Origin of the sequence: Paenibacillus sp. MDMC362 (assembly GCF_003269305.1) — a bacterium.
Taxonomy (GTDB): Bacteria; Bacillota; Bacilli; order Paenibacillales; family Paenibacillaceae; genus Paenibacillus_AQ.
Window position 1 is genome coordinate 1 of record NZ_QLYT01000038.1, and the last position, 20,639, is coordinate 20,639.

At 49.0% G+C, this 20,639-nt stretch carries 19 protein-coding genes and 2 pseudogenes; 18 read left to right on the forward strand and 3 right to left on the reverse strand.

Going from position 1 to position 20,639, the window contains the following annotated elements:
* Window positions 1–425 precede the first annotated feature (425 nt).
* From DP091_RS19060 to DP091_RS19070, 3 genes are all read left to right on the forward strand, one after another.
* The gene (locus tag DP091_RS19060) at window positions 426–1,292 is read left to right on the forward strand and encodes a helix-turn-helix domain-containing protein (protein WP_199341199.1); all 867 of its coding nucleotides are present in this window, start codon (window positions 426–428) and stop codon (window positions 1,290–1,292) included.
* Window positions 1,293–1,587: 295 nt separating this feature from the next.
* Window positions 1,588–1,956 (forward strand): DoxX family protein, encoded by a 369-nt coding sequence (locus DP091_RS19065; RefSeq protein WP_113059783.1) that lies wholly within the window; start codon window positions 1,588–1,590, stop codon window positions 1,954–1,956.
* 290 nt (window positions 1,957–2,246) lie between these two features.
* On the forward strand, window positions 2,247–2,579 hold the full coding sequence (locus tag DP091_RS19070) for a hypothetical protein (RefSeq protein WP_146747012.1): 333 nt from the start codon (window positions 2,247–2,249) through the stop codon (window positions 2,577–2,579).
* Between the two features lie 400 nt (window positions 2,580–2,979).
* Here the strand turns inward: DP091_RS19070 and DP091_RS19075 are convergent, their stop codons facing one another.
* Window positions 2,980–3,861, reverse strand: coding sequence for a LysR family transcriptional regulator (locus tag DP091_RS19075; RefSeq protein WP_113059785.1), 882 nt, complete (start codon window positions 3,859–3,861; stop codon window positions 2,980–2,982).
* Window positions 3,862–3,975: 114 nt separating this feature from the next.
* Here DP091_RS19075 and DP091_RS19080 point away from each other — a divergent pair, with 114 nt between their 5' ends.
* The 7 genes and pseudogenes from DP091_RS19080 to DP091_RS32385 form a co-directional block, all read left to right on the forward strand.
* Window positions 3,976–4,308, forward strand: coding sequence for an antibiotic biosynthesis monooxygenase family protein (locus DP091_RS19080; protein WP_113059786.1), 333 nt, complete (start codon window positions 3,976–3,978; stop codon window positions 4,306–4,308).
* A 56-nt stretch (window positions 4,309–4,364) separates the two neighbouring features.
* Window positions 4,365–5,009: a LysE family translocator gene (locus DP091_RS19085; RefSeq protein ID WP_113059787.1), complete on the forward strand. Its 645-nt coding sequence runs from the start codon at window positions 4,365–4,367 to the stop codon at window positions 5,007–5,009.
* A gap of 338 nt (window positions 5,010–5,347) precedes the next feature.
* Entirely contained in the window at window positions 5,348–5,968 is a 621-nt protein-coding gene (locus DP091_RS19090) for an FMN-dependent NADH-azoreductase (RefSeq protein ID WP_113059788.1), read from the forward strand.
* 93 nt (window positions 5,969–6,061) lie between these two features.
* Window positions 6,062–6,886, forward strand: a complete 825-nt coding sequence (locus DP091_RS19095) for an SDR family oxidoreductase (protein WP_113059789.1) — start codon at window positions 6,062–6,064, stop codon at window positions 6,884–6,886.
* Between the two features lie 82 nt (window positions 6,887–6,968).
* Window positions 6,969–7,823: an RNA polymerase sigma factor SigJ gene (sigJ, locus tag DP091_RS19100; protein WP_113059790.1), complete on the forward strand. Its 855-nt coding sequence runs from the start codon at window positions 6,969–6,971 to the stop codon at window positions 7,821–7,823.
* 211 nt (window positions 7,824–8,034) lie between these two features.
* A complete protein-coding gene (gene rarD / locus DP091_RS19105; RefSeq protein ID WP_113059791.1) occupies window positions 8,035–8,913 on the forward strand; it encodes an EamA family transporter RarD in 879 nt (292 codons plus the stop codon).
* A 278-nt stretch (window positions 8,914–9,191) separates the two neighbouring features.
* Window positions 9,192–9,275, forward strand: a pseudogene (locus DP091_RS32385) (imidazole glycerol phosphate synthase subunit HisF); the annotation flags it as partial.
* A 54-nt stretch (window positions 9,276–9,329) separates the two neighbouring features.
* Here DP091_RS32385 and DP091_RS19110 read toward each other — a convergent pair.
* Window positions 9,330–10,406 (reverse strand): annotated as a pseudogene (locus tag DP091_RS19110) (IS3 family transposase); the annotation flags it as partial.
* The gene (locus tag DP091_RS19115) at window positions 10,361–10,720 is read right to left on the reverse strand and encodes a helix-turn-helix domain-containing protein (protein WP_306438127.1); all 360 of its coding nucleotides are present in this window, start codon (window positions 10,718–10,720) and stop codon (window positions 10,361–10,363) included. The pseudogene DP091_RS19110 and the gene DP091_RS19115, both read right to left, overlap by 46 nt.
* A 69-nt stretch (window positions 10,721–10,789) precedes the next feature.
* Between DP091_RS19115 and DP091_RS19120 the strand changes: the two genes are divergently transcribed.
* From DP091_RS19120 to DP091_RS19155, 8 genes are all read left to right on the forward strand, one after another.
* Window positions 10,790–11,737 carry an ABC transporter permease gene (locus DP091_RS19120; protein ID WP_113059794.1) on the forward strand — a complete coding sequence of 316 codons (948 nt, stop codon included), beginning with the start codon at window positions 10,790–10,792 and terminating at the stop codon, window positions 11,735–11,737.
* Window positions 11,738–11,750: 13 nt separating this feature from the next.
* Window positions 11,751–12,626 carry a carbohydrate ABC transporter permease gene (locus DP091_RS19125; RefSeq protein WP_113059795.1) on the forward strand — a complete coding sequence of 292 codons (876 nt, stop codon included), beginning with the start codon at window positions 11,751–11,753 and terminating at the stop codon, window positions 12,624–12,626.
* Window positions 12,627–12,782: 156 nt separating this feature from the next.
* Window positions 12,783–14,297, forward strand: coding sequence for an extracellular solute-binding protein (locus DP091_RS19130; protein ID WP_113059796.1), 1,515 nt, complete (start codon window positions 12,783–12,785; stop codon window positions 14,295–14,297).
* 67 nt (window positions 14,298–14,364) lie between these two features.
* The gene (locus DP091_RS19135; RefSeq protein WP_113059797.1) at window positions 14,365–15,621 is read left to right on the forward strand and encodes an FAD-dependent oxidoreductase; all 1,257 of its coding nucleotides are present in this window, start codon (window positions 14,365–14,367) and stop codon (window positions 15,619–15,621) included.
* Window positions 15,622–15,646: 25 nt separating this feature from the next.
* Window positions 15,647–17,287, forward strand: a complete 1,641-nt coding sequence (locus tag DP091_RS19140) for a response regulator (protein WP_113059798.1) — start codon at window positions 15,647–15,649, stop codon at window positions 17,285–17,287.
* Window positions 17,280–19,154: a cache domain-containing sensor histidine kinase gene (locus tag DP091_RS19145; protein WP_113059799.1), complete on the forward strand. Its 1,875-nt coding sequence runs from the start codon at window positions 17,280–17,282 to the stop codon at window positions 19,152–19,154. Before DP091_RS19140 ends, DP091_RS19145 begins: the two co-directional genes overlap by 8 nt.
* 236 nt (window positions 19,155–19,390) lie before the next feature.
* Window positions 19,391–20,002 carry a TetR/AcrR family transcriptional regulator gene (locus DP091_RS19150; protein WP_113059800.1) on the forward strand — a complete coding sequence of 204 codons (612 nt, stop codon included), beginning with the start codon at window positions 19,391–19,393 and terminating at the stop codon, window positions 20,000–20,002.
* 7 nt (window positions 20,003–20,009) lie between these two features.
* On the forward strand, window positions 20,010–20,603 hold the full coding sequence (locus DP091_RS19155) for a GNAT family N-acetyltransferase (protein WP_113059801.1): 594 nt from the start codon (window positions 20,010–20,012) through the stop codon (window positions 20,601–20,603).
* Window positions 20,604–20,639: the final 36 nt, after the last annotated feature.

Here is a 20,639-nt window from a genome sequence, read left to right on the forward strand (position 1 = left end):
ACTGCTCACGAATCTTTCACAGAGGAACTGTCGCACTTGGTTTGACAATCCGTCAAAACAAAAGAGTGATGCCACTCAAAATTGCCATATCGATCGCTGATTCCATCGGTTGTGAAGTAGGTGCCTTGTATGAATTAATTCCGAACGAACATGAAGCAATAAGAGAATAACGGAATAAATGGTTGGTGGCATTGAGGCTGTGAGGTGAAAATGCCAATAAAATGATGCCGATGGACATAAGCAAGGTCCCATTAAAAGTCGCTATTCGCGGCTTTTTTTCCGGCATAAAAGCTGCGAATATCCATTGAACAACTCCAATGTTAGTCCCAAAGTCATGATAGGAAATCCAGTACTCAACTTTTCAGCAATGGGTTATAATTGTAGTAAATCCTGGATTGGCTGAGCCATTGAGAAGGGGAATCGACATGACGGTAAGTTATATGATAGATGGCATGCCGGTATTAAATAGCCATCATCTGGAATGGAAACACATTCAATACGTTAAGTGGAATAAAGTTGCCCCTCAGGAAAGCTACGTTGAATCCATGCCTTATTATTTGATTACCGTAAATTCAACCCCAGAACCAATTAAGGCGGTGTCTCGTTTCGAAGGGCGTGACAACGAGAGAGTGGCGAGAGTGGGTGAGACCGCTTTATTCATACCAGGCAATTTAGAATACTTTAGGTTGGAGAAAGTGGAGGCTTCTTTTAGTTGTATTATGCTGTCTCCTTCATTGGTTCATCAAGTGGCAACTCAAGCTGACTTGGAATTTGTAGGTCAAGATGAATTAACAAACAAAATATCTTTATATGATTCGAAACTATTTCAATTAAGTCAATGGTTAGAAGATGAAATCACTAACAACGGAGCAAGAGGGAAGTTATACGTCGAATCATTATCCAATCTGATGGCCCTTCACCTGTTGGAGATGAATAAAACTTCCCCTCATAAGCAGCTTTATGTTTCGAGAAAATTATCGGAACAACAGCTGGCAAGAGCCATTGAGTATATGAATGTCCATTTTGATCGGGATATTTCGCTTGAAGAATTGGCTAAACTGGTCAATTTAAGTCAGACACATTTGATTCGAATGTTTAAACAAACGACGGGACTAAGTCCTTATCAATACTTCTTACACTTAAGGATTGATAAAGCTAAGACGTTAATCAAGAGCCGTGAATTTACAGTAGGAGAGGTTGCAGTGATGCTCGGATTTACCGACCAAAGCCATCTGAATCGTCATTTTAAGCGAATTACAGGGTTTTCTCCAAGAGAATACATGTCAACTTGAATAGTTTAAGGATCATTAGCCACAATTCGTTGTGGTTTTTTTCTTTTTCTACGAGTTACAGGATGGCAATTATGTACAAAAAGATGTTCGAATCTTACAATCCCGCAATCCGCAATTCCTCTATACTTTCAACAGGTGGCCAAATTGTATCACACAAAACAATTCAGGAGTTGATCGTATGAGAACATTTTTGATCCTTTTTTTCGGGAGTTGAAGGAGTGGTTTAAGGTTGGTGAACATGGTCGGACAGCTCAAAAGCTGTTAATAGACCGGTAAAATAAAGGGAGGGTACCTCATGACCATATTTTCGATTGTACTTCAAAGTTTATTGATCCTGTACTACCTCTTTTCGGGCTCTGCAAAAGTCATAGGCGCAAAATATTGGGTCGATATTTTCAACACGCTTAGACTGCCTCAGTGGTTTCGTATCGTCACCGGATTAGTCCAGTTAGTAGGTGCCATCGTGCTTATCATCGGCTACTGGGTTGAGGGGGCGGTCGCATGGGCCGGGATTTGGCTTGGAATTACGATGCTGGTAGCGGTCCTTGCGCATATAAGGGTTAAAGATCAGTTCGGCAAAACGGTGACACCCGTTGTGTTTCTTGTGTTCATCATCATATTAACCATGTTGAATGCAGACAATCTTTTGCTTTCCTTTGTATAAAATCATCATCCCATATTGTAAAATTCTGAAAAAGAGTTTTGTGGTAGTGAAGACGGTAGTGGCGGGAGAGCGCATTCGCTAGCCTCTATGAGGCCGATATTGCAATGAACCAAGCATTAAACCCACCCTAGTTGGTGGGTTTTGATTACACGAGATTATACTAATAAAGCGATGAGGTATTATTTCTTATCGCTTTTTGCTTTAGTGAAACGACAAGAGATTAGGGCAGTACAGCGAAAAAAGATTAGTAGGATGGATAATGTTGAAAGAAACTAAGGATAATTATGAATTTGAAAAAGACCATAGAAGCCGTTAATATTCATACAGAAGTGTGGTCGTTGATATTTCGTGCCCAAAAACTTGAAAATGAGGGGAGACGTACTCACTCAGGTTTTGTCTTCATGGTCTCCACAGCCCCGAACATATTTATCTTGAAGATCATATGCTACTTTACGGATACTCCGAGATTGTTCAAATACTCTGAAATTACCTCAGCTTGTTTTACGGCGGCATTTATTTATATCGTTGTAGTAGGAATTGCAACCATTCCTTTTATCAAAAGAGACGGTACCTATTTGCTGAAGCTGGCCCTATTTGGAAATAGGAAGAAAAGAAAATGGTAAATAAATCCATTGAAAGTCGCTATTTTAGCGGCTTTTTTGTATTATTTCGTTCTATCAATTGATCGTCGGTTTTCCGATCCTGATTCTGCTGGCGTTAGCCTTGAACGAGGTAAAGAGCGCATGGGTCAAAATACCTACAACAGGCCACCGGCTCGGCCAAAAATCGACAAATCTCACTTACGCCGAGCGACGATCCGGACTTGTACAAGGCTTATTCCATGGGTAGACCGTTTCTCGCAGCCGGACTTGCTGAGGTTCGGACAACAGGGGGTGATCATCACGCAGTACAACCTGATCGAAGAGCAAACCCCCACATTAAGGAAGCGCTGGAGAACAACGAATATTTTAAGGCCATGACATCCCTAACCTGGGATCACAGCGAACGGACTTTTTGACTTTACTAGTAAGACGCGGAATGCGCCCCCATCATCTCCACAATACAAGATATCGCCTTCGCTGCCGCGGGGGAACATTTCTTAAAGGAAACTGCGGCTAAAGCAATCGACCTCGAAGCTTCCGGGGATAGCGGACGGGCGACCAGACCTGAAGGAGCCGAGGCAAGGATCGTCTCCGGCAGGATGCTGACGCCGAGTCCGCTTCGCACGATCGCCATAATGGCATGATCGTCCTCAATCTCGAACCGGACGCTCGGAACCGCGCGTTGTTCGTCAAACCATGTTCTCACAACTGTATCGCATCCTTTAGCGGGCATAATAAACGGTTCATCCGCAATATCCTGCAGCGATATCGCAGATTTCATGCTGTATTCATGACCAGCCGGTAAAATGCACATCATCTGATCCCTTATGAGCATTGTGGTTTCCAGACCATGTGAACAAGGCATATTCACGAATCCAAAATCTGCAGTCCCATCGGCGATCCAGCGCTCGATATCGTGATAATGCCCGTCAAGCAGCCTGATTTCTATTAATGGGTACTTCTGCTGAAAACGGTTAAGAATATCCGGCAGCCAATGAAATATGCTCGTAAACGTGCCGATCGTAACCGTGCCACTCATCAGCCCTTTGATCTGATCCGCTTCCTGCAGCATTTTTTTCTGTAAATGAAGCATTTCCTTCATATATCCCCACAGCCGTTCTCCATCATGGGACAGCCGGACGCCTGACCGGCCCCGGGCGAGGATTTTGATACCCAATTCCTGCTCCAGACTAATGATGGCACGGCTCACCGCCGACTGGGTTAAGTTCAGCTGCTCCGCCGCTCTGGTCAGATTCCCGGTCTCGACCACTTTCCCGAGAATTTCGTACTTCGCCAAGGTCATGTTGAGCACTCCTGTCATGAGAAATAATCATTATAACCATTTTAAACATTCATTTTATTTATTGTAAGAGGCTCGATATAATTCAAATTAAATTCATGATAAGGGGGAACAAGGATGGGAGCTATTGCAAAGACACCGGCACCGCCGTATTATGCGGTCATATTCACTTCAGAAATGTCCGAAGGCGAGAACAGAGGGTACGGGAAGATGGGAGATAAAATGGTCGATCTGGCTTCGAAGCAGCCGGGTTTTCTTGGAGTCGAAAGCGTTCGGGGTACGGATGGAGTTGGGATTACTGTCTCTTATTGGGAATCGCTCGAGGCGATCAAGGCATGGAAGGAGAACTCCCTGCACAGGGTGGCTCAAGACAAAGGAAAGAGCGAGTGGTATGCAAGGTTCGGCTTGCGGGTGAGTAAGGTCGAAAGAGACGACTATATGAATATTTGACTCTCGTATAATTACATTGGCAAGTATTTAATTAACTTTTTAAAGGATGTGCGAATTTGTTTGATTTTCTAGACTATTCTCTTTTGCCTGCATTTATATTAGCGGCATTTATAGTTTGTATCACCCCGGGTCCGGATATGGCATTTGTTATCAGCCGGAGTATTTCACAGGGGCGCAGGCATGGGATTGCAACAGCCATTGGTATTCAAATGGGAACGTTAGTACATATCCTTTTAGCGGTTCTTGGCCTCTCAGCGATATTAATGACATCAGTTTGGGCCTTCTTAATAATTAAGTACATGGGTGCAATTTATTTACTCTATTTGGGCATTCAAACGCTGAGAAATAGAGAGGGAATTCATGTTACATCAAATAATATAAGAGTTAGTATATATAAAGCATTTTGGGAAGGAGCGTTAACGGATATTTTTAATCCTAAAGTGGCTTTATTCTTCTTAACATTCATTCCACAATTTATAAATCCGGATACTTCTAATATAAATAGTCAATTTATCATTTTAGGCATAATATTAGGCATTATTGGACTAACGGTTGATATTTCAGTAGCACTCATTGCAAGTTTGTTCGGTAATTTTTTATCCAGAAACAAAGTTGCTCTTTGGTGGCAGCAAACAATAAGTGGAGTTACACTGCTTGGATTAGGTACATGGCTAGCACTAGAAGGTAAAATGAATAAGTAGAAGGTGGCAGAAAAAAATAGCAAAATCCCGCTCAATTACAGATTATTCGATGACTGTTAGTCTAGCTGAATCCACGTCTGTCGCTTATTTGAGCCCCGAAATGGAGACAAGAATTTGCAGTCATAAACGTCGAGATTGCTCATAAGTGATTCGATCTCGATGTTACAAATCAGAGCCCTGCATCGTTATATGTGCATAACGGAACAGGGAGTTGAGGAAGAATGAGCGGTTTGACATGAGTTGATTTCGGAGAGAGCTAGCATCTCTTACCTTGATACTGTCATCATCCTAATTTCAAGAGCAGGAAAATTCTCCAGAAAAACCAGGAGGGAATATAAATGGCAGATGTACTATTCATTAAAGCTAATGATCGTGATCAATCCGTCAGCATAAAGCTCTACGACGCTTTCGTAAATGCTTACCGGGCGAAAAACCCGGGCGACAATATTACGGAATTGGACCTATTCGAAGTGGAGCTGCCTTATTACAATGGCGAAATGTTTTCGGGCATTATCAAGCTTGCCAGCGGCGGTGAACTAACGGCCGAGGAACAAAAAGCAGTCCAAATCGCTAATCGCTACACAGATCAATTTATCGCAGCAGATAAAGTCGTAATCGCGTTCCCGCTTTGGAATTTTACGATTCCGGCTCAATTGCTCACCTACCTGTCTTATCTTAGCCAACCGCGGAAAACATTCAAATACACAGCACAAGGTCCGGTAGGATTGCAAAGTGAAAAGAAAGTGGTGCTCCTTAACGCACGTGGCAGCGTTTACTCGGAAGGCCCGCTGGCTGAAAAGGAGATGTCGGTTAATTACGTAAAAAGCATGCTCGGTTTTTGGGGAATCACAACGATTGAAACGGTTGTCGTAGAAGGCCACAATCAATTCCAAGACCGCGCCCAGCAAATCATTGAAACCGGATTGACTGAAGCAGCAAAAGTAGCATCTGGATTTTAATGCACTACAAGCATCACACTATACCGCCATCTCAGGCGGTATAGTGATCTATCGACCTAACCTACAAAGAATAGCAAAGGATGAGAAATATATATGATCTTAGTTACAGGTGCCACAGGCTCTGTAGGCCGTGAAGTGGTGCGGTTGCTGCACCAGGACGGTTATAGGGTGCGGGCGGTCACCCGTGATCCCGAGAAGGCGAATTTTCCTGTAGAAGTTGAGGGGGTGGCCGGAGATCTAACGAAGCCGGAGTCACTTTTATCCGCATTTGACGGCGTGGAAAAAGTATTTTGGATGTTACCGCTAGCCGCCGACTTTAACTTCCCGCGGATCGCCCGGCAGTCCGGGGTTCGGCATGTCGTATTGCTCTCAGCGGCAACCGTTGAAGTTGGGGTACAAAATGCCATTGCGCGACTTCACTTAAATGCCGAGCAGGCAGTCCGGGAATCGGGCGCATCCTGGACAATCCTGCGGCCGAGCGGCTTCATGACCGATGCGCTCCGATGGACAGATTCGATCAGGTCCGAGGGGGTTGTCCGGGTACCGTTTGGCGACCTCAGCATTCCAGTGATCGATTCGCGGGACACTGCTGCCGTCGCCGCAAAAGCGCTAAGCACTGACGGACATGAAGGGAAGGTTTATACGTTAACCGGACCAGAATCGCTAACTCGTCGGCAACAAATGCGAATACTTGGCGAGGTTTTGGGGCGAGAAATCGGGTTTGAATCGATCACAGACGATCTCGCACGTGAACAGTTACTTCGACATATGCCTCCGGAAATGGTGGAAGCTCTCTTTGATCTGTCTAAACAAGGTCAACGATTCTCTAAAGTGCTTCCTACAATGGAAGAAGTAACCGGCCGGGCACCTCGCACCTTCCAACAGTGGGTGACCGATCACTCCGAAGCTTTCCTGTAATGGTGAGCCTGCGAGAAAATTGAGCAATGTTGCATGGGAAGCGGGCATTATTATTTGCAATCCGGAAAAGGTGAGAATGTGTATGGAGGAATTGTTTGATCAATATAAAGCGCTTCTGTTCACGCTGGCGTATCAATTGACAGGTTCTACAGCAGATGCTGAGGATGCGGTGCAGGATGTGTTTTTTAAGGCGTGCGACATTCAGCCCGAGCGATTGAAGGAGCCGAGAGCGTATTTGTGCAAAATGGTAACCAATCGCTGTCTTGATCTGCAGAAGTCGGCTCGGAGAAAGAGGGAAGTGTACGTCGGCCCCTGGCTTCCCGAACCGATTCGGACACCGGAGGAGGATATGGTCGATAAGGTCGTCCGTCGGGATATGCTATCGTACGCCATGCTAGTATTGCTTGAGCGGTTGACTCCGACAGAACGGGCGGCGTTCGTCTTGCGTGAGGCACTTGGATTCGAATATCCCGAAATAGCCGAACTACTCGGCAAGCGAGTAACGAATTGCCGTATGCTGGTGAGCCGGGCAAGAAGCAAGTTGGGAATATCCGAGGAAGAGCAGGTCGCCGCCGAAGCAGTCGATTTGGATTGGGTTAGCCGATTCCTCACATCCCTTGAGCAAGGGAACGTCGATCACGTACTGTCCCTACTGAGTGAAGATGTCATCCTCGTTACCGACGGAGGTGGAAAGGTAGTCGCGGCTACTTCTCCAATACAGACTCGCGATCAAGTGGCCCTAATCTTAGCCGGGGCGCTCCATGCGCTAAAGTCTCAGGGCAGCGTACACGCCGAGTTTAGCCCTTTGAACGGTGAGACAGGTATCGTACTACGCGCTGAGGGCAGAACAGCAGCCGTTATATTTTTACAACACCGACGTGGAAAGTTTGACAGAATCTATGTCGTTAGAAACCCGGATAAGCTTACGCATGTTTAGCCGGGAGCTGTGTCTGCGGAGATAATATAACAATCCTTGAAAGTCGCACTCTATGCGGCTTAACTAAGCTAACGGGAGGACTATAGCTAATACAACGGCAGCCGGACAAGAGCGTGAATGCCTGCAAGCTGGCCCATTATTTCCTTTACTTAAGCGAGGATCGAGGCGTATAATTCGATAAGGCATCGGAGTGAGAAGAGGGGAACTAATTATGAACAGTGGGTTGGTTAACGCTATTATCGCGTATATCATGTGGGGAGTTCTCCCGCTTTATTGGAAGTTGTTTGACGATGTGCCGGCAGGCGAAATTCTATCACATCGGGTTGTCTGGTCATTCGTCTTCATGGGTATTCTCGTCGCCCTCCAGCGCCGCTGGGGTGACATAAAGAGGATTGCGGCTAGTCGTTCGCTCTTGATGTCGCTTGCCGCCAGCGGACTACTGATCGCTGCTAATTGGCTCATCTTCATCTGGGCGGTCAACAACGGCCATGTTGTCGAGACAAGTCTCGGCTATTATTTGAACCCGTTGCTCAACGTACTATTAGCGGTCGTTTTTCTTCGTGAGAAGCCAAACCGCGGCCAATGGTTAGCGATTGCCATCGCTGGTGCCGCGGTGCTCATCATCGCCATCGACTACGGTCGGTTCCCGTGGGTCGCTATTTCGCTGGCCGTGTCGTTTGGCTTGTACGGTCTCGCGAAGAAGAAGATCGCTCAAGACGCTTCTGTGGGCTTGTTGTCAGAGACGGCAGTAGTCCTGCCCGTCGCGCTCGGCTACTGGATCTATTTGGCCGTCGTGGGAAAGACGACGGCATGGACGCTGCCTGCGCCTATGTTCGTCGAGCTACTTCTCTCCGGCGTGGTTACGGCACTGCCGCTGCTCTTCTTTGCGCGGGCGGCCGCCCGGATGACGCTGTCCACGCTTGGCTTCGTACAGTACATCGGGCCGACGATCATGCTGTTACTGAGCATATTCGTGTTCAAGGAATCGGTCTCGCCGGTTTTACTCATCGGCTTCGCACTCATTTGGACAGCGCTCGTCGTATACGCTACGGCATCGGTTCGCAGCACAAAAATTGCGAAGGCAAGCTGACGGCACAGGTACCTCGGTACCATCATACAGGCCATTTCCGTTTAATGCGACGGAAATGGCCGTTATCCGTTTGAGGTGTAATCTGGCATACTTGAGCTCAACAACTTTTTTGCGGCCATACCTATATTGAATTTAGCTAACGTGCAACGATAGCCCCATAAAACAGCGGCAGTTTTAGGACTTAATTTTCTCGTCCAAAGCTGCCGCTGTTTCTGTTTTGCCGTTAGTTTAATACTAGTTTTTGCGATGTTTGACGATTTTGTAATTCGAAAAGCTGATTGGAGCGGATTCTGCGGGCGGGAGCGGATAAGATCGGGATCAATACGGCAGCGGTCAAGCAGCCGGAGCAAACAGATGACGGTCTGGATGTCATAAGGGAGTAATTTTTTCAGCGAGGATTTTGCCAAATCCACATCTACGCAGTTGTCGGGTTCCACAAAACGCCCGTTATCGATCATCATGGCGTCTCCGGCAATAAGAAGCTTGTGCTGCTTCAGATAGAGGCTGATATGTCCGGGGGTATGTCCCGGCGTATGAATGACCTCGATCCCTCCAAATAAGGGGAGTTCCTCCCCGTCGGTTACGTTTTGATCCACTTTGGCTGTCGGCGGATGTTCTAATAAATGAAGGACTGCATCCCGTCTTTCTATTGGCAGAGCGGCGCGAAACCGGTCGATGAGTGCAGGGGTTATCTTCAGATGCGGCTTCTCTCCCTGGATATAAGGTTTTTCCTCTTCGGTGGCAAGTATGTCGATTTTGTGCGGTATGGCATTCAGAAGCTCCGTCAACCCTCCGATATGGTCCAAGTCATGGTGGGTTAAAATGATTTTTTTGAGTTTGTCCAAGGGGATCCCGGCTTGAGCCATTACTTCTTGAAAAACGGGCAACCGGTAGGGAATACCGCGTCGATCTAGACAACCTCCCGATGGTCCCAACTGTTGGAACGTTTGGAGTACCAGCTCATTGTCATTTCGATAACTTGTTTGGTAGGCAATAATTTCATTATTGAACAAATCTTTTATGGCGGACAGATACAGCCAGAATTCCCCTACACGGTATTGCGTGATATCGGTAACCCATTTCTGGTTGGGCGCCTCTGCTTGGAAATCCCGTTTCAATAAATTTTTAGCTACGCGTCCTTCAGTAGAAAAAACGTAGTTACAACGATGCTTCCGTCGAATACGAGAGCGTATACCTAACACCTGCATGAGCCGAAGCACTTTCATATGATTCATCCAGACCCCATGGTCTTGCAGCAAGAACAACTGGAGCTGGCGGTAACCGTAAACACCATTGTAGTGCTTATAAACCTTCATCACGAGCGCTTTATCTTCTCGATCGCGATCTAGTTTCTTTCGCTTTAAAAAAGCGTAGTAACCACTTCTGGAGACACCAAAGATCTTACAGAGTGTGCTGACCGGGTAGTCTTTGGCAGCCTTCTCTATCGTTAGATATCTATACGTTTCATCTCCTGCATCCAGATTTCCAAGCACTTTTTTAATATTTTGATCTCCCGTTCGAGCGCTTGTACGTATCTGTTCTGGTCGATATATTCCTTACGTCGCCCCCGCTGATCCACAAGTCCAAACTCGCCCAGTTCCTTATACTTCTTCATCCATACTTTTAGACGATGTCTGTCAGCAATCCCAAACCGCTCCATGATCTTGCGATAGGTACACCCTTCTACTAGGTGAAGGCGTACCGCCTCTAACTTCGTCTCATAAGTGACACGCGAAGCTGCCGGTGCCGCTAAAGTCCCTGGTCCATTCCCAAAAACTGTGTCGGAAAAGACCAGAAATAAAAGGATCGACCTCTACTCCCTCTGGGCCGCCTTCCCTACAATAAGAGACAAGACAGAGAAAAGTAGGTGGAGATCGTGAACAAACGCAGCGGAGGAGAAGGAACCCTCCTAGACGCCGGCCGACGGCGTTGGAAGCTGATTAGAGGCAACTTGGATATGTATTTGCTGCTTATACCGGGTCTGATGTTTTTGTTATTGTTCAAATACACGCCGATGTACGGGATCATCATTGCCTTCCAGGATTTCAACATCTTCGGCGGCATATCCGGCAGCGAGTGGGTAGGGATGGCGCAGTTCGAAAGGTTGCTGCAATCGGATGAATTCCTGCAAGTGCTAGTTAATACGCTGCTAATCAGCTTGTACAAAATAACGATTTTATTCCCGATTCCGATCGTCATCGCGCTTATGCTCAATGAAGTACGGCGCATGTTCTTCAAGCGGACAATCCAGACGATCATTTATTTGCCGCATTTTCTTTCCTGGGTCATTATTTCGGGGTTGTTCCTCAACATCCTGTCACCAAGCGGCGGCATCGTGAACGAAATCATCCGTTCGTTCGGCGGAGAGCCGATCTCGTTTTTTACTGACAACAGCCTGTTCCGCAGCTTGGTTGTCTTCACGGCCGGGTGGAAGGAAATCGGCTGGAACGCTATCGTATTTATCGCCGCGATCGCGGGCATCGAACAGGAGCAATACGAAGCCGCAGCCATTGACGGAGCGGGGCGTATCAGACAGATGTGGTCGATCTCGCTGCCGGGCATGCTGCCTACCATCGTGTTGATGTTCATCCTGCGGATCGGCAGCCTGCTGGAGGCGGGGACGGAACAGATTTTGACCATGTATAATCCGCTCGTGTACGAGACCGGGGACGTCATCGGCACCTATGTGTACCGGATGGGACTCGGCCAGCAGGATTACAGCTTCAGTACGGCGGTTGGCCTATTCAATTCAGCGGTCGGATTCCTGCTAATCGTCATCGGCAACATGCTCAGCCGCAAATTCCTGAATCGCAGCATCTGGTAAAGGAGGAACGACCATGTATAGGAAAACCGTCAAAGATGTTATGCTGGATGGCTCTATCTACGTTGTGCTTATTGCGATGGGGCTTATTACACTGCTTCCGTTTGTAAACGTATTTTCCAAGTCGATCAGCGAGGAGTGGGCCATCCTCTCGGGCCAGGTCGGAATTTTCCCAGTCGGGTTTCAGCTCGACACGATGAAATTCGTGGTCACGAACAGCCAGTTTCTAAACTCGCTGTGGATATCGGTGCTGATTACGGTTATCGGTACCCTCGCGTCGCTGCTCATTACGGCGCTGACCGCTTACCCGTTGTCGAAGCGCGAGCTTCCCGGCATGGGCATCATTATCATTTTGTTCATCTTCACGATGATGTTTAACGGGGGAATCATCCCCAACTATCTGCTCATCCGCGAGCTGGGCCTCATTAACCATTTAGGCTCACTCATTTTGCCGGCGCTCATCAGCGTATTCAACATGCTGGTCATCAAGAGTTATTTCGAGAGCTTGCCGGCCAGCCTGGAGGAATCCGCCAAGATCGAAGGCGCGAGCAATTTGACGGTTCTGTTCCGTATCATTTTGCCGCTAAGCGGTCCCGTGCTTGCGACGATTGGTCTGTTTTATGCCGTTTATTACTGGAACGACTACTTCAACCCGATGCTGTACATCAACAGCTCGTCGCTGAAGCCGTTGCAATTGTACCTGCAGGACATCGTCATGAACGCCGATACATCTTCGGCGCTTGATAAGACGGCCGACGATCTGATGAACGTGCCCGCGGAAGGTGTCCGGTCAGCAACGGTCATCGCATCCACGATCCCGATTCTGCTCGTATATCCGTTCCTGCAGAAATATTTTATCAAAGGCGTGCTTATCGGTTCCGTTAAAGGGTGATTGCGGCCATGTAAGGCAGCTTCCGAAGGCATTAACTTTACCCGCAATGCGATGCACGTCATGGCATGACTTCAGGTACCGGAGTATCGCCCCGTCATCGGGACGTTGTGGGGAAATTAATGATATAGATTATACTAATTGCAGGAGGGTCTCATTATGAAAAAAGCATTGAAACTTATGACTGTCATGGCCATGTCTGCGCTTCTGGTTATGACGATGGCTGCTTGTTCCGGCAACGGAACGAACACGGGCAACGAAGCGACGACCAAACCGGATGCGGAGAAGCCAGTCTTAAAGCGACTGAACGTATGGCAGAACGAAGAATACAATGCATACCCGGTAGCCAAGCTGCTCGAAGAAAAAACGGGCTACAAAGTGCAATACGATATGCTGCCTCAAGACAAGTGGGCGGAGAAGCTGAACCTGATCATGTCCTCCGGCGAAGCGTATGACATCGTCACTTCCTATAACGACATGGCCTTGTATTCGGATTATGCGCAGAAGGGTGCGCTCGTCGACCTGACGCCGCTCATCGACGAATTCGGCCCAAATATTAAGGCGGCTATAAAGCCGGAATCATTGGAAGCGCTTAAGGTAAATGGCAAGCTATATGCACTCCCGGTAACCGTGACGTACGATATCAACAGCTCCATTCTTATTCGTACGGATTGGCTCGACAAGCTGGGTCTGTCCATGCCGACGACGACCGAAGAGCTGACGAACGTTCTAACGCAGTTCAAGGAGAAGGACCCAGGCGGCAACGGCGACCGCAATGTGCCGCTTACGATCAAGGGCGACCAATCGATGATTGACAACCTCGTAGGCGCGTTCGGCATCGCCAACACATGGAACGACGTAGACGGCAAGCTCGTGCCGCGTGTCATGGACCCGGCATTTAAGGATTATGTCGCTTACGTAGGCAACCTGTATGAGAAAGGATTGATCGACCGAGAATTCGTAGCCAACAAGGACGCTACGGCGAAGGAGAAATTCGCAAGCGGCGTGGCTGGCGCCATTGTCGTTCACTGGGCGGACATTCCGGCCATCTCGGATTCGCTTGCGAAGACCAAGCCGGAGGCCAAATTCGCTTTCGTGCCGGCGCTTAAGGGCCCTAACGGTGAAGCCGGCTTCGCGGCAAACGCCGGATTTGACCGTCTGACGTACATCCCGAAAGCATCAACGCATCCGGAAGATGCGATCAAATGGATCAATGCAAGCCTGGAGCCGGAAACGTTCAAAAATATGGCGATCGGCGTGGAAGGCACGCATTATAAAATAGTAGACGGAGCATACGAGCCAATCCAGCCGATCTTCACCGACGAGCGCAACCTGGCTAATAACTACATGGCGGGCACGGATGAAGAAAACTATCCGCAATACTGGCAAGCGCGCGTTCGCAAAAACCCGGTTATGTTCGAAGCGTTTAACTTCCTCAACAACGAGCAGCCTGCCGAAGTGAAAATCAAAAACGTTCTCGGTCTTGCTCCGTACATGCAGCAATATTCGAAGACGAATCAGCAATTGAGCACAATGGTTGGCGACTACACGGTCAAACTGATTGCCGGCGCGGAGTCCATCGACGGCCTTGCCGACTTTCAATCCAAATTTATGTCAGCGGGCGGGGAAGCGGCTTCAAAGGAAATTAATGACTGGTACGCAACGACTAAATAAAAACAGGATAAGCGGTGGTGATCCTTTTTTGCGCACACCGCTTCTTCTATCTAAGGGAGAGATCACTATGAATAATGCAGTGTATTCGTTCGAACGTCACGTGAAAACCCATACCAAGGCGGACGTCGTCGTCATCGGAGGCGGACCTGCGGGGACAGCCGCTGCCATTGGCGCGGCCAGACGCGGCAAACAAGTGATCTTGCTGGAGAAGTCCGCTCAGCTCGGCGGGATGGGGACGCTTGCCAACGTAAGCGTGTTTATGCCTGTCGGCAATGTGACCGGCATCTACCGCGAGATCGTCAAGGAGATGCTGGCCGACTATCTGCCCGCCGGCCACGACGAATCGATCGCGCCGCAATATTCGCCATTTTTGCTACGCCAATACTTGAATGACAAAATGAAAAAGGAAGGCGTATCGGTCTACTTCCATTGTGAATTCGTTGGCACGATACGCAGCGGCAGCGGGATCGGTGCGGTTATCGTATCGACGCGCGAAGGCCTAAGAGCGATAGAAGGTGATGTCATCATCGATTGCACGGGCGACGCGCGAGTAGCCATCGACGCGGGTGTGCCTTACCGCTCGGGCCGCGAGTCTGATGGACTCACGCAGCCGATGACACTTATGTTTACGATGCAGGATACGGGAAAGCCAGTAGAGAAGATACTTCCGGAAGGCTGTTATTATTACGAGGAGGTATCCGACCTGCCGCAGGGGCGAAGGTTATATTGGAAGCAGCGCGACGACGGCGTGTTGCTCATTAACATGTCGCGCGTCAAAGCGAACGGAGCCGATATGGAGCAAGTCAATTACGCGGAGACCGAAGCGCTTAAGCAGGTGTTCTCCATTGCGCATTATTTGCAGAGAACGGGCTTCGAGACATACGCCATCGCACACATCGCTCCGCAGACAGGTGTTAGGGAGACCAATCAAATCGAAGGGTTATACACGTTGACCGAACAAGATGTTGTAAGCGGTACGCGTTTCCCAGATGTGGTCGCCCAGACAAATTACGAGATCGATATTCATAGCCCGGACGCGGGCAAGACAACCGACGAGCGCCGCGTGGACGGCTACGATATACCGTATCGCACGATGGTGCCTGTAGGCGATATCGATAACCTGCTCGTTGCGGGCAGATCGATCTCCGCAACGCATGTCGCCATGTCCTCGATGCGCGTCCAAGCGACTTGTTACGCGCTGGGTCAAGCGGCGGGCATAGCGGCCGCGATCTCCCTCGAAGACGGCGTGTCCGTTCGCGAAGTAGACATCGACAAGGTGCAAGCCGAGCTTGCCAATCAAGACGCTAGACTGTTAGGCCGATAAATTAGGAGAAGGGAGATGGCGGGCGATGTATCGATTGCTTATCGTGGATGACGAACCGGCGGTCCGGGCGGGCCTGCGCACTTATTTCGATTGGGCTGCTTACGGAATTGAAGTGGCGGGCGAAGCGGATGACGGAGACGTGGCTCTCGAGATGATCACCCGCGATCAGCCCGATCTTATACTGACGGATGTGCGGATGCCGACCATGGACGGCATTACAATGTCGCAGTGTATCTCGGCCGAATATCCTTCCATTAAGATCATATTCGTCAGCGGGCACGACGACGCCGATTATCTCAAGTCGGCGATGAAGGTCAGCGCGGTCGACTATATATTCAAGCCGGTTAATTTGCAGGAGCTGAGTACGGTCATTGAACGCGTCGTTACCGATCTGGACGCGGAGAGCTCCGAACGGATTCATAAGCAGGAGCTGCTTGTTAAACTAAAGGAAGGTATGCCGCTCCTGCGTGAGAAGTTCCTGCTCTCCATGATCAGTGAGGGTGCGCCGAAGTCGGAATTGGCGGAGCGGGTGTCGTTTCTGGGACTGAACTTGCCCGTGGACGCTTCCTATTGGGTGATGGTTGTCTCCGTGGATGATCTTGCCGATGTGATGGCCAGCCGTTCCGAGCGCGACCGCCAGCTGCTGTGGTATTCGGTGCTGAACGTCTACGAGGAGCTGCTGGATACGCATATGCGAGGGTATGCCTTCGAGCATCGTACCGGCGAATTTGTAGGCGTGCTGCAGGGATCGGAGCCCGGCGGCGATTCAGCAACCGAAGCGGCGGAGGCATTGTTTGCGCTGGCCGGCGATCTTCGCTCCAATCTGGAGCGCTGGCTCAAGATCGGCGTGACGATCGGCATTAGCGATCTGGCAGGCGGCTTATCCGGACTGGCGCCAGCTTACAAGCAAGCCCGCGAAGCGGCCGATTACAAGTGGTACCTCGGCAAAAACCGTATCATCACAATGGACAGTCTGGAGGGGGCGGTGCCGGAGGACGGCGCCATGCGCAGATACGATTTTGAGCTTAACGAGAAGCTGATCTCCGCACTTAAGGCGGACGATGAGGACAAGATTAGCGAAGCCGTGGAGATGATTTTTTCCAGCTTGTCCTACACACGCCCGGACGGCCTGAAGTACGGCCGCAATCTGTGCATGCAGCTGGTGCTTGGGATTGGACAGCTGCTCATGGAGCTTGGCGCGGGGGACCCCGATCTGGAAATCATGGAAGCAGAGCTAACGGAGGCTTTGTACGCGAAGGAGACGTTAAAGGATTTGCGGGGGCTGATCGAATCGTATCTGGCGACTGTCAGCGAACACATCCGGGAGAAGCGGACTGGCAAGGTGGCAAACGTCATTGAGCGAGTACGCGGGTATATCGATCAGAACTACGCTAACGGCGGGCTTACCGTGGCCGATATCGGCAAGGCGGTCTATTTGTCTTCCACGTACGTCAGTCTCCTGTTTAAGCAAGAGACGGGACAAACCGTCGGCGAATATTTAACCCAGGTGCGAGTGGACAAAGCGAAGAATCTGCTGCGCGATCCGCAGTACAAGTTCTATGATATTTGCTACGCGATCGGATATACCGACCCCAGTTACTTCACAAAGCTTTTCAAAAAGGTGACGGGTGTTACACCTAGCGCGTACCGGGATTCTCATGCGTAGAGCCTGGAACGTTGTAACAGGCCTGCTTTCGCCGCTGTGCCTGCCAGCGGCGATTCGCCGTTTCTCGATCCCCCGTTCTTGGTTAATCGCGTATCTGCTGCTCATTGTGCTTCCGGCGGGCATTTTCTTGTATGGCTATTACGCGCGTTCTGCGGATATTCTGAGGGGCGAGGTCATCCGGACGATGCAGCAAGCGCTTAAGCAGGCCGGGAGCAATCTCTCCTACCGGCTGGAGCGCATCGAGGATATAAGCGACGCCGCTTTCATGAACGCAAACCTGCATTCGTACTTATCGATTAATTCGGATGATCAGTCCATCGGTACACAGATCAAGGTGATTGAGGATTTGAGGTATTTGGTCGAGACCGTACAGTCTAATGCTGACGTGTTCCATGTTCGGGTGTTCGTGGACAAATCTAAGCTGTATGCGGAAGAGAGAATCAATTTCTTCACGCTGGATAGCTTGATGGTTAGACCGTGGTTTCATTCCATCATCGATGGAAACGGCGGAATCGTATGGACGGGCGTTTATGAGGAGTCGTATCTCGGTGCGCCCAATGAGACGATATTATCTGCTGCGCGTATGCTGCGGGATCCCGATGATTATGACAAAGTGTCCGGTGTGCTCATGATCGACGTCCGTCAAGACATCCTCTCCACTATTCTATCTGAGCTGCAGTTCGCCCCGGGCACAGCGGTATACCTTGTTGCTGAGGATGGCGCAATCGTTTATCACCCTGATGCGGCGCTTATCGGCACGGCGGTTGAACCTCACATGCTGGATGCGCTGAACGAGGGGGCGGAAGGAACAGAGTCGCTTCTGCTGAACAATGTACAAAGCGATGTGTTGTATACGACGCTTGACCCGACGGGCTGGAAGCTTGTCGCCCAGGGAACGGAATCCCAGCTGTCGCCGGCTACGCAGCGACTGACAAAGCGGTCAGAGTGGCGCTCGCTGATCGAATATGTCGCGTTGTTCCTGATCCTTCCGTTTGTCCTTCTGGCGATTATCGTGAGGGGAATGAATCGGCGCGTCAACCACGTGATCACTGTCATCCGGAAGGAAGGCAAGGAGGGCAAGGATGCGATTGACGGTCTACATGAGTTACCGGCGGTTAATGGTGACTTCCATATGCTGGAGCGAAGCGTCGACCACCTGATCCTGCGTGTGCGTACGCTCGTCGAAGAAAACTACACAGCCGAGATTCGCGAACGGGAAGCCCAACTGTCGGCGCTGCAGGCGCAGATCAACCCACACTTCCTTTACAATACGCTGGATACGATCAACTGGATCGCCATCGGTAAGGGCGCGACCGACATCAGCATGATGATTGACAGTCTCGCGAAGTATTTCCGCCTGAGTCTCAATAAAGGCAATACCATCGTAAGCGTGACGGACGAGCTAAGGCTGGCAGAGGTATATCTCGAAATTCAGCAGAGCCGCTTCTTCGGCTCGTTCGACTTCAAAGTGGCAGCGGGGGATGAGTTGGAAGCATATCGTATGCCTAAGCTTATTTTGCAGCCGATTGTCGAGAACGCGTTGCTGCACGGCATACGTAAGGTGAAGGACCGGAAGGGACTTATCAATATTACTGTGGAGTTGGATCAAGGTGACATCGTTTTCGTGATTTCGGATAACGGCATCGGCATGGACGAGGAGCTGTCCCGCCGTCTGCTGACGGAGGAGCGAGTCGGCTCTGGCGATCATTCGGGCAACGGAAGCTCCTACGGCTTGTTTAACGTGAACGAGCGGATCAAGCTATACTCTGGCGAGGGGTATGGCCTGAGCGTCTCGTCGAAGCTCTGTGTAGGTACCTCCGTCACCGTCCGGATGAAAGCAGAGCTTGCGACCTCCCGGAATTCATGAAGTTTAGCTGCACAAAGTATCCCAGGCTAAAAAGAGATGGTCCTTTTGAAAGTCGCTATTTTAGCGGCTTTTTTGTTTTATCAGTATAAGTTCTTGTCCCGATTGCCGTAAAGGCCGGTTACCGGATAGATAAGTAAAAGTTGATTTCGCTAATTTGGAGTTGAACTTTGTTGTTTCGCTCTCAATATTATATAATGAGTGAAATTTCATTCATTAAAAAAAGGGGGGGGAACTGTTTGCCACGCAGCAAGGAACAGTTTGAAGAAATGCGCAATGTTACTAGGGAAAAAATCCATTCAGCCGCGATGCATTTATTTGTTAATCAAGGTTTTGGCTCGACGAATGTTCAAGATATTGCGGATACAGCTGGCATTAGCATTGGGCTGCTGTATCGTCATTACAAAAACAAGGATCAGTTATTTAATGAGTTGGTTGCTTACGCGGTTGCAGGATTGAAACGCAATATTACATTCTTTGAATCCGACCAATCCCCTAAAAAGTTGATGTCACAGTTTGTCGACGAAGTCTACACGGACATGATCAGCGGGGAGGAACTAACCCATCTACTGATCCTTATTAATCAATCTCTATTAGCTGGAGCCGCCACAGCCTCGAAACATTATGAAGAGATCCTCCAGGTAAATGCCAGGCTGCTTGATTCTACGGCACACCTCATTCGAAAGGGGCAAGAGCGTGGGGAATTTCACTCGGGTGATGCGCAGGAAATGGCAGCACTTTTTTATGCGTCAATTCAGGGATTGGCTCAGATGAAAGTATTACTAAAGAGCAATTTTACCATGCCCTCTCCATCTATCCTCACCGCATTTCTATTTAAGGAAAGGGAGTGACCAAACCATGATTAACGTGGTTAAAGCTAATCAGGCCGAGTTTGATGTGAGGCGAGGGATATCTGAAATATTCGCAGAGGGATTCACACAATGGCTAGGGTTTTTCTCCAAGGATCCTAAGAAGATTGCTGCAGCGTTCGCTCATATGTTCGCTCTGGATCAATTTTATGTGGCTTTATACAAGGGACAAGTGATCGGGATGGCTTCTTGCACGGATGGAACTTCACTCTCGGTTAAACTTGATACAAAGGAGCTTCGCAAACATTTAGGCTTTTATAAAGGAAGTTTAGCTGGTATTTTCCTGAAAAAAGAATTTGAAACTCCCTTTGTTAATCCTTCACCTGGTGTAGGCTCAATCGAATTCGTAGGAACAGCTGCCAAATTCAGGGGGGAAGGTATTGCTTCTCAAATGATTCGTCATATCCTTGAGGATACACCTTATGAGGCTTACTTGATTGAAGAAGTTGCTGATACCAATATCCCAGCCATGAAACTCTATTCTAAATTAGGTTTTGAAGAATATAAACGCAGGCAAATACCTATGAAAAGGGCAAAGAAGATCGGGATCAACTACCTTATATCATTGAAATATTCGAAATAATGCAGATTAGAAAAAGCCGAAAATAAAAAATGATAT

Bases quoted from the DNA above. Each gene is read 5' to 3' on its own strand.
- DP091_RS19155 (WP_113059801.1), top strand. From the start codon at position 20,010: ATGATTAACGTGGTTAAAGCTAATCAGGCCGAGTTTGATGTGAGGCGA.
- rarD (WP_113059791.1), top strand. From the start codon at position 8,035: ATGAACAGTGGGTTGGTTAACGCTATTATCGCGTATATCATGTGGGGA.
- DP091_RS19135 (WP_113059797.1), top strand. From the start codon at position 14,365: ATGAATAATGCAGTGTATTCGTTCGAACGTCACGTGAAAACCCATACC.
- DP091_RS19080 (WP_113059786.1), top strand. From the start codon at position 3,976: ATGGGAGCTATTGCAAAGACACCGGCACCGCCGTATTATGCGGTCATA.
- DP091_RS19060 (WP_199341199.1), top strand. From the start codon at position 426: ATGACGGTAAGTTATATGATAGATGGCATGCCGGTATTAAATAGCCAT.
- DP091_RS19075 (WP_113059785.1), bottom strand. From the start codon at position 3,861: ATGACCTTGGCGAAGTACGAAATTCTCGGGAAAGTGGTCGAGACCGGG.
- DP091_RS19130 (WP_113059796.1), top strand. From the start codon at position 12,783: ATGAAAAAAGCATTGAAACTTATGACTGTCATGGCCATGTCTGCGCTT.
- DP091_RS19090 (WP_113059788.1), top strand. From the start codon at position 5,348: ATGGCAGATGTACTATTCATTAAAGCTAATGATCGTGATCAATCCGTC.
- DP091_RS19140 (WP_113059798.1), top strand. From the start codon at position 15,647: ATGTATCGATTGCTTATCGTGGATGACGAACCGGCGGTCCGGGCGGGC.
- DP091_RS19095 (WP_113059789.1), top strand. From the start codon at position 6,062: ATGATCTTAGTTACAGGTGCCACAGGCTCTGTAGGCCGTGAAGTGGTG.
- DP091_RS19065 (WP_113059783.1), top strand. From the start codon at position 1,588: ATGACCATATTTTCGATTGTACTTCAAAGTTTATTGATCCTGTACTAC.
- DP091_RS19145 (WP_113059799.1), top strand. From the start codon at position 17,280: ATGCGTAGAGCCTGGAACGTTGTAACAGGCCTGCTTTCGCCGCTGTGC.
- DP091_RS19125 (WP_113059795.1), top strand. From the start codon at position 11,751: ATGTATAGGAAAACCGTCAAAGATGTTATGCTGGATGGCTCTATCTAC.
- sigJ (WP_113059790.1), top strand. From the start codon at position 6,969: ATGGAGGAATTGTTTGATCAATATAAAGCGCTTCTGTTCACGCTGGCG.